Annotated in this window: 9 protein-coding genes; 3 read left to right on the top strand and 6 right to left on the bottom strand. The window is 62.4% G+C overall.

Translation table 11 applies throughout. The features are described from left to right. The 6 genes from G365_RS24165 to G365_RS0118460 form a co-directional block, all read right to left on the bottom strand. Window positions 1-401: Arm DNA-binding domain-containing protein (locus G365_RS24165; protein ID WP_019647028.1), on the bottom strand; the 401-nt coding region annotated here is incomplete at its 3' end. Between the two features lie 92 nt (window positions 402-493). Beyond that, window positions 494-832, bottom strand: coding sequence for a hypothetical protein (locus G365_RS24160; protein ID WP_019647027.1), 339 nt, complete (start codon window positions 830-832; stop codon window positions 494-496). Then, the gene (locus G365_RS0118475) at window positions 814-1,140 is read right to left on the bottom strand and encodes a hypothetical protein (protein ID WP_019647026.1); all 327 of its coding nucleotides are present in this window, start codon (window positions 1,138-1,140) and stop codon (window positions 814-816) included. Before G365_RS0118475 ends, G365_RS24160 begins: the two co-directional genes overlap by 19 nt. 394 nt (window positions 1,141-1,534) lie before the next feature. Next, window positions 1,535-1,717, bottom strand: a complete 183-nt coding sequence (locus G365_RS0118470; RefSeq protein ID WP_019647025.1) for a hypothetical protein — start codon at window positions 1,715-1,717, stop codon at window positions 1,535-1,537. 65 nt (window positions 1,718-1,782) lie between these two features. Beyond that, complete coding sequence (locus tag G365_RS0118465; RefSeq protein WP_081628625.1) at window positions 1,783-2,991, bottom strand: helicase RepA family protein; 1,209 nt, start codon at window positions 2,989-2,991, stop codon at window positions 1,783-1,785. A 431-nt stretch (window positions 2,992-3,422) separates the two neighbouring features. Then, complete coding sequence (locus tag G365_RS0118460) at window positions 3,423-3,620, bottom strand: helix-turn-helix transcriptional regulator (protein WP_019647023.1); 198 nt, start codon at window positions 3,618-3,620, stop codon at window positions 3,423-3,425. A 567-nt stretch (window positions 3,621-4,187) separates the two neighbouring features. Here G365_RS0118460 and G365_RS24155 point away from each other — a divergent pair. From G365_RS24155 to G365_RS0118440, 3 genes are read left to right on the top strand one after another with little or no spacing between them, the layout of a single operon-like run. After that, entirely contained in the window at window positions 4,188-4,364 is a 177-nt protein-coding gene (locus tag G365_RS24155; RefSeq protein WP_019647021.1) for a hypothetical protein, read from the top strand. Beyond that, entirely contained in the window at window positions 4,364-7,462 is a 3,099-nt protein-coding gene (locus G365_RS0118445) for an anti-phage-associated DUF499 domain-containing protein (protein WP_019647020.1), read from the top strand. The genes G365_RS24155 and G365_RS0118445 overlap by 1 nt, the downstream gene beginning before the upstream one ends. Next, the gene (locus G365_RS0118440) at window positions 7,462-8,034 is read left to right on the top strand and encodes an anti-phage-associated DUF3780 domain-containing protein (RefSeq protein WP_019647019.1); all 573 of its coding nucleotides are present in this window, start codon (window positions 7,462-7,464) and stop codon (window positions 8,032-8,034) included. The genes G365_RS0118445 and G365_RS0118440 overlap by 1 nt, the downstream gene beginning before the upstream one ends.

Raw genomic sequence — 8,034 nt, 5'->3', positions numbered from 1 at the left:
GGAAGCAGGCGGAGACGGCAGAAGGACTCATGGTCACGGTAGGACCGTAACCGTTCGCGGGCATAGGGCAGATACTGGCCGGTGACGAAATCAGCAAAGCTGGGGATGGCGCGGAGGCGGTCGCGCTGGGCCGCCGGATCGCCGCTCAGGGACACCTGAGCCCGCAGCTCCTTTGCTTTCCTGCGGGCCTGATCGGTGCTGATATCCCGCGCCTTGCCGATCTTGATTTCGCGGCTGCGCCGGTCGGCAGCGGTATACCGGAACCAGTAGACGATGCCGCCGGTGGGCCAGACTTCCATGGTGAAACCGGCGATCTCGGTATCGCTGATCCGCAGCTTCCGGCTTCCGTCTGGAACGGCGGGAGGGGCTTTTGCCAGCGCGGCAGTGAGGCGGGCTTTCATGATAAGGGGACTCCCCGAGGACAAGAGGACCCCCGGCGGATACCGGGGGCAACAATAGGCTGTTTGCGGTCTTTTGCGGGGGAAACGGGAGCTTAAGGCAGGGGCGGGTCTGACGGATGGAAGCGGGAGAGGTCCAGCAGAGCGTGGCGGACCAGACCGGCAATCTCTGATGCCGGTGCCGGGATGTGGTCCGGATCGGTCAGGACCGCATGGCCGCCGTAGCGGGCGGTCAGCTCCCGCAGATGGAAATGCCGCCATTCGGGGATGGTCCGCAGGGTGAGGCCATAGAAAACATCGTCGGTGCGCTCGACCGGAAACCACGTCAGCTGATGCCAGCGGCAGGACAGGCGGAAGGGCAGAACCAGCTGGTCGGTCTCGCAGGCATCGGTGGACCACAGGGGCGGTAGATCGGTCAGGAAGAAACCGGACATGGGCGGGTCTCCGGTCGGGGGGTGAAGAGGAACCATGCGTCCTCGCTGGCGATGGAGACGGCGATGCCTTCCTGAACCGGCCACGCGTGGAGCTCCTCCTCGTCGGGCAGGGCATTGACGCAGGCCAGAAGATCATCGAGGCAGGCCGGGCTTCTGCCGAAGCGGGCGAGATAGGGCAGGATGCCGCCGGGATCGGCTCCGGCCTGTCGGGCAGAGGGGAAGGACACGGTGGTGATGATCCGGGGATCATCGGGATCAGAGAAACGGTCGATCAGGACCGCAAGGGACGGGAGATCGGAAAGGGGCATGGCAGTCTCTTTCGGGCAGCAGAAAGGCCACAGACCGGGCAGTCTGTGGCCTTCTGGCGGCGGTGAGATGTGGGGCTGGGCTCAGGGCTTCTTCTGGTCCAGCAGCGCCTTGGCGACTTCGGTGGCAACCAGAACAACGATCGGAATCCATAGGGGCATCGAGGGTCTCCGTTGTGCGTTTCGGCAGCGGCAAAAGGCCGGGCCAACGGAATGAAATGGGACCGATGCGCCGGGCTCAGGCGCTTGGGGCCGGGCTCAGGCGCTTGGGGTAGGATCCCATCATCCGCTAGCCGCCTAAGCGGCTTTGCGGATGATGGGATCCGTAATCCTCTTATAATAGCGGATCTGCGGATTGGCGGATTACGCCTCTGAGCATGCCCTTTGGGCAATCAAGTCACGAAAAAGGGTATTTCTTATCCCAGAGTTTCAGGAATGCTTTCTGTTCTTTCAGGGGCAGGCAACCGAAGATTTCCTCTTCCAGATCGTGAGGAAGGTTCGCGCTGAGCAAAGCCTCTCCTGTTGTGATATGGCTGTAATCCTCTTCGTCGTCGTGGTTTTCGTTTCCGTCAATGTCCATCGGTTGTCTCCTTGTGCCCCCTGCCGCTTGGCGGCAGGGGAGTCTGGAAGTCGGGAGGGCGTCAGTTAGCCGGGGGGTGCGATATCGACGAACGTCGTTTTCCCGGACGGCCCGGCAGACACATCATCAAAGATGGTCATGGTTTTCGAGCCGACGGTCGGATGCTTCCTGATTGCGGTCTTCAGCAGTTCGCGCAGGCGTTGGGGTGCCCGGGTCTGGTCGGAGCAACTGATCCCGGGAAAGAGCTCCTGATTCTGAGCAAAAGCCTGTGCCGCCAATTTGTTGATGCTGATCTTTTCGGTCAGGATGTTTGCTGCCGCTTCCGAAATCTGTTCAAGATCGTATGACCTGATAGATCTGTCTTCGGTCGCGGAAAGGGCCTTCTCGGTCAGGACGCCGACCGTGTCTCCATTGGGCAGCTCAACGGTTTCCTTCCGGAAAACGCTGGATTTTCCCTTTGCGGAGTAGTTGGCCTTTGCGATATCGAACCGGACGTATTCGGCTCCAGGATTGTCGGTGATGGTTTCCTCATCGGTGTGGTGAGTCAGGGTCGCGATTGCTCTGACCGCGCCGTTGATGGCGCTGGCTCCCCGAGACAGATTCTGATCCCCGGCTCCCCCCTGTGACTTGCCGGAGTGATGGATTAGCAGGACTGCCGTATTCCCGATCTGGGCAATCCGCCTGATATCTGCGATGACGCGCCCCATGGCGTCATTCGAGTTTTCGTCAGCATCATGCACTTCGATCAGGGGATCGATAACGACCAGCCCGGCCCCGGTCTTTTCGATCAGCGCAAGAATGCGATGGACCATGTTCTGGGAGGGCGTCCCCCCTCCGCTGCGTGGGCCAAGCCGCAGTGTCTGCCCTGCGACAATGTGAATATTGTCCAGAGTATTTTCCGGGATACCAAGGTGCGCGGTTGTTGCCGCCAGCCGCCGCATGGTTTCCATTTTCGAGTCTTCCGCCGAGATATAAATCGTCGGGCGAGGGATGGGGACGTGCTGACCGCCCCAGTCTTGGCCTGCGGCAACAGCACAGGCAACATGCAGCGCGTAAGTTGATTTTCCGGAGCCGGGGGCGCCGACCAGAAGGGAGATGGCTTCGGTCATGCAAAAGGTTCCGAAAACCCAATCCCGAGGGGGGATTGGAAGGTCACGCAGTTCTCGTGCCGTATAGGCAGGGAGAGGGAGGACGGTGGGATGTGTCGTCTGGGACCGTACCGCGATCTGAGTCCTGTTAACGCTGTACGACGAGGTACGGGGTGAGAGTTCCATGGGCGCGGGTTACCCTTTCTGACGTAGATGGAGTGTTGCTGAGAAGGGCCCATCTCTGTGTCAGCCGGTTTGGATGCCGTCTGATGAGCTGAAGGTAGTTCAGGGAGCCCGGGCACGCAATCCACGGGAAAGTTGTATGGGGGTGGTCCGTAAGCATAGAGTCAGTAAATTTATTTCCCATATGTGCTTGGGTCTGGCGAGGCTCCCATTTTTGTGGCCATACAGGCATGGGGAAAAGTGATATTGAGTTAAGTAATTGATCTTAATTAATAATTATTGATTTTTTAGAAATATCTCCCGATGGAGGGTGGTTTGGTACCTGTCTGGGTTGTGTGACTTTTTTTGGTGCGGCTTCAAAAATGGCTGAAACACTGGCGCATAAGCAAGCCCTGCCCCTTGAAGAGGCAGGGCGTCATTTCATTCGGATAACCTCATTGGCGCAGGGATGCTTCAATGAATGCCCGGATGTCACCCTGCCGGTAGCGGATGATGCGGGAGGAGATCCTGATGAACGCAGGTCCGTATATCGGACGGTGGGCGCGCCAGCGTTCCAGCGTGGCAGGGGAGACGGACAGTAGGGCGGCTGCCTCTTCCGGGGTCAGCAGATCATCAACATTGGGTAGGGGCATGGACGTTCTCCGGTAATGGACGGCAAAACCCCGGTCGCGGGCGCGACCGGGGGGCAATGTCCTGTTCTGTCGGAGAGGGTCCCCTTTTGCGGGAAAGAATGGGTTGTTCGGTGGGCCTTTCTTGAACGCGGGATTGTGTTGTCGTGTCGGGGCGTTGCATACTCCGTAAATCACCTCGGATTTCCCAGATGGTGCTGCGATTTCGTGGAGAGTATTGTATATAAATCAAAGTATTGAAGGCGATCTGAAGGGGTTGGATATGGATATGGAGATGGCGGCGGGTGACACGGAATCGGGCGATCTGCGGGTCGCTTTCGACCGCTGCCTCAAGCTGGTGTTCCACGGTTCGAAGGTGACATCGGACGCCGGGCCATTCTGCCTTCCGGTTGGGTTGGAGTTTGGATAATCTGGCGTCAATCAGGCGTGAATGGACTGCCTATATGGGAAATGTCTGCTTGACACAGAAATAACATGCCACCGTTGTGGGTAAGTCTTCGCTCGAGGGTGATAGAGGGTTCCAAAGCACATATCTTGAAAGGAAAAATCTCTCAGTGAAGGTGACCCGACATGACTGAAAAAGCGGAGCGGGCCCCTCTGGATGAACTGGTCGGCATCAACTTGGAAGTTCCGAAACGAGAACACAGGGTGTTCAAAGTATGGTGCATTGAACACGAAATCACGCAGGTGGATGCTTTTAGAAAAAGATTTCAATTTTTTAGAGTGAAAAAGGGAGAGGCGCGCTGATGAGTTCCGGGTACAATATTCCTCTGGTCACCTCCGTCTGCGACATCAGTCCGGATGTCTTCTCCATGAGTCGGTCCGAGCAGGTGGAGCACCTCTCCTCCATCGGGGACGCGGACCTCTCGACCGCGCGGTCCTTCTACGCCCGAAACCACGTGACCTCCGGCATGTCCGAGTTCCTCCGCGGCGCTCTGAAACGCCTTGCCGGCCAGAGCCAGCAGGCCGTCTTCGAGCTGCGCCAGGCGATGGGGGGCGGGAAGACCCACAACATGATCGCCCTCGGCCTCCTGGCCCGGTTCCCGGAGTTGAAGGACCGGCTCCCGGACACGATCACCGCCGGGATGAGCGACGAGCCGGCACTGATCGCCACCGTGAACGGCCGGGACGTCCGTAACTTCATCTGGGGGGACATCGCCGAGCAGCTGGGCCGGGCGGAGGAGTTCCGCGACCACTGGGTCAACGGGCCGAAGGAGATGAGCGAGGGGGACTGGGTTCGGCTGATCGGGGACCGGCCCACCCTAATCATGCTCGATGAACTCCCCCCTTACCTCGCCATGGCGCACACGAAGACGATCGGCCAGGGGACCTTGCTCGACCTCCTGAAGTACTCGATCGCCAACCTCTTCTCCGCCGCGATGAAACTCAAGCGCTGCGTGGTTGTGGTCGCTTCCCTGGATGCTGCCTATGACGAGGCGCGCCGGATCCTCGGCGGCCAGCTCGCGGACCTTCAGAAGGAGACGAGCCGCGGCGCGAAGTCCATTACCCCGGTCGACCTGAACACGGGCGAGATCTACGACATCCTCCGCAAACGCCTCTTCACCCGGCTCCCGGACCCGGACGGGGAGGAGGTAGACCGGGTGGCCCAGGCCTATCTGGCCACCTACCAGGAGGCGGTCCGAGGCCGGGCTCTTGCGAAATCCGCCGAGCAGATGGCGGACGAGATCGTCGGCTCCTACCCGTTCCACCCGAGCTACAAGGACATCCTCTCCCTCTTCAAAGAGAACGAGAAGTTTCGTCAGACACGGGGCCTCATCCAGTTCACCGCGAACCTGATGCGCGGTGTCTGGGGCCGGAAGGACCGGGAGGAGGTGTTCCTGATCGGGGCGCAGTTCCTCGACTTCTCCGACCAGGAGACCCGGGACCAAGTGAAGGAGATCGAACGGTCTCTCGAATCTGCGCTCGCGAGCGACGTCTATGACACGGATGGGTCCGCGCACGCGCAGGGGATCGACGGGGACCGGAACGACCGGGCTGCGTCCCAGGTGGCGACCCTCTTGTTCATCTCGTCGCTGTCGGACAACACGGACGGGATCCGGGGCCTGCCGCGCGACACGGTCGTGGAGTACCTGGTGGCTCCGGGCCAAGAGCCGAACCGGTTCATCGAGGCGTTCGATCAGCTCCGGGACCGGTGCTGGTACCTTCATAACCGGGACGGGGACCGGTGGTACTTCTCCGACATCGCCAATGTCCGCAAGCAGATCGAGGACAAGGTCGGGAAGATCCCGCAGGACCGGGTCGACGAAGAGATGCGTCGCCGCCTGACGGACATTTTCCGGCCGGTGAACAAGCTCGCCTATTTCGAGCTGGTCGTGCTCCCGCGGGTCGATGACGTGAACCTGACCCCGTCGAAGCGGACCTGCCTAGTCCTCTCCCCGGACGCGAAGTCCCCGCCCGCCGCAGCAGCCCGGTTCTTCAACGACGTGGTGTACAAGAACGCGTTCTGCGTGGTCGCGGGGGACGGCTCGAAGATGGCGAGCGCGGAGGACAGCGTCCGCCGCCTCCTCGCGATCGCCGCCGTGAAATCGGTCGTGGCGGACACGCCCCGGCACCAGCGGGAAATCGAGACGGAGCAGGAGACGACCGAGATCGGGTTCAACTCCACCGTCAAGAGCCTCTTCAACGCGGTCTGGTACCCGCAGACGAAGGAGTTGAAGAGCGCCCGGATCGACCTCGGGCACTTCCAGGAGAAGGGGGTGATCCAGGGAGAGAAGGCGGTGGAGGCGGCCCTCTCCGGGGGCGGGGCGAAGAAGCTCGTTGAGCTGGACCCGGAACGGATGGACGGGCTGATCCAGCGCTGCGAGGACCAGCTCTTCCCGGAGAACCAGTCCCGGACCCGCTGGTCGGACGTGCTGGAGCGGGCCGCGTCGAACCCGCGCTGGATCTGGCTCCCCCCGAAGGGGATGGAGGAGATCAAGGCGGCCGCGCTCGCGGAAGGCCGCTGGGTCGAAGAGAACGGTTACGTCGATAAGAGCCCGCCCCCGCCGCAGCCCCTGATCCGGGTCACCCGGATCGGCGGGGAGGAGGCGACCGGGGAGAGCGAGCTGGAACTCGCCGTCTCGAACGCCGGGCGCGCCCCGGAGGTGCTGGTCGCCCCGACCCGGGACGGGCTTGACGCGGGTGAGGTGATCACGGACCGGACCTACCGGACCACGGAGGTGGAGCTCTGGTTTCAGGCTCGTAACCCGGAGACAGGGGAGGTGAGCGAGCCCTACCGCTGGGCCGGGTCCATCACGATCACCCATGAGCGGCGCGACAACGCCGGCATGTGGCAGGTCACCCTCACGGCTCGTCCGGAGGCGGAGCTGCGCTGGAACACCACGGGTATCAACCCGAAGGACGGGACGGTCTATGACGGCGGGACGATTGAGATCGACGGCAGCCAGCAGACCACTCTATACGTCTACGCGGTCAAGGGGGGCGTGTCCGCGCAGCGGACCTTCACCTTCGACGCGGTCGGCGCGCAGCGAACCATCAACAACGAGCGCCCCGCCAAGGCGAAGCGGGACTTTCAGTTCGCCTCCAAGGCGGAGGTGCTCCGGGTCGTCCGCGCCGCGAAGGAGAGCGTCCGGTTCCACGGGGTCAGCGTCACCGTCGGCGAGGGCGAGCGGAACCTGCGGGTCCGCAGCGGCGGGGACGTCGCCTTAACCGGGGCGGACATCGAGACGATGATCGAGGGGCTGCGTGGCGCGCTCGGGGTGCCGGACGCTGAGGTGCAGCTCCGGTTCCGGGAGGCGGACTTCCCGGACGGGTACACCCTGAAGGACTTCGCGACCCAGGTCGGGATCGACATCCCGGTTGAGGATGTGGAGCAGGAGGCCTGATGGCGGAGACGCTGATCACCCACGGGTTCGGGGTCCCGAATGACCCGATGCCGCACCAGTTTCTGGTCCGGATCCCGGCCGGCCGCACGGACCCGGTCGAGGTCTGGGAGGACTTCGGCGCGGCCGCGCTCGGGACCACGGCGCAGAAGCTCTGCCGTGTCGCTATCCCGCGCGACACCTGGCGGCAGGTGGCCGACGGGGTGAAGGTACACCTCAACCGCCGCCTGAAGGAGAAGGACCTGAAGGCGTCCCGGTTCAACGCCGGGGACAACCGGGTGGAGCGGATCCTCGGGCGCGAGCTCTGCGTACTCGCCTGGGCGATCGAGGACGCGACCCCGGACGAGGCGGCGATCGCCTTCACCCGCTGGTCCTCGCACCGGCCGGAGGAGCTCTGGTGGCTCTTCCAGCAGATCGACAATGACGGGGGGGAGTGGGACAGCCCCAAGACCGGGTGGCGGGTCGCGATCCGGCATGCGCTGATCCGGGACGGAGAGGAGGCTCCCACAGCGGCGCGTCGCCCGCGCCCGAAGACAGCGACCGAGAAGCTGCCCGACCTGTTCAGTGACCTTTGA

The organism is Novispirillum itersonii subsp. itersonii ATCC 12639, from assembly GCF_000381985.1.
GTDB classification, from domain to species: Bacteria; Pseudomonadota; Alphaproteobacteria; order Rhodospirillales; family Rhodospirillaceae; genus Novispirillum; species Novispirillum itersonii.
Note: the sequence above shows the minus strand (reverse complement) of the source record. Positions and strands in the feature narration are given on the sequence as shown.

What these genes read in the sequence shown, in the direction of transcription:
- G365_RS24160 (WP_019647027.1), bottom strand. Translation starts at nt 832, where the DNA reads ATGTCCGGTTTCTTCCTGACCGATCTACCGCCCCTGTGGTCCACCGAT.
- G365_RS0118470 (WP_019647025.1), bottom strand. Translation starts at nt 1,717, where the DNA reads ATGGACATTGACGGAAACGAAAACCACGACGACGAAGAGGATTACAGC.
- G365_RS0118460 (WP_019647023.1), bottom strand. Translation starts at nt 3,620, where the DNA reads ATGCCCCTACCCAATGTTGATGATCTGCTGACCCCGGAAGAGGCAGCC.
- G365_RS0118440 (WP_019647019.1), top strand. Translation starts at nt 7,462, where the DNA reads ATGGCGGAGACGCTGATCACCCACGGGTTCGGGGTCCCGAATGACCCG.
- G365_RS0118445 (WP_019647020.1), top strand. Translation starts at nt 4,364, where the DNA reads ATGAGTTCCGGGTACAATATTCCTCTGGTCACCTCCGTCTGCGACATC.
- G365_RS0118475 (WP_019647026.1), bottom strand. Translation starts at nt 1,140, where the DNA reads ATGCCCCTTTCCGATCTCCCGTCCCTTGCGGTCCTGATCGACCGTTTC.
- G365_RS24155 (WP_019647021.1), top strand. Translation starts at nt 4,188, where the DNA reads ATGACTGAAAAAGCGGAGCGGGCCCCTCTGGATGAACTGGTCGGCATC.
- G365_RS0118465 (WP_081628625.1), bottom strand. Translation starts at nt 2,991, where the DNA reads ATGGAACTCTCACCCCGTACCTCGTCGTACAGCGTTAACAGGACTCAG.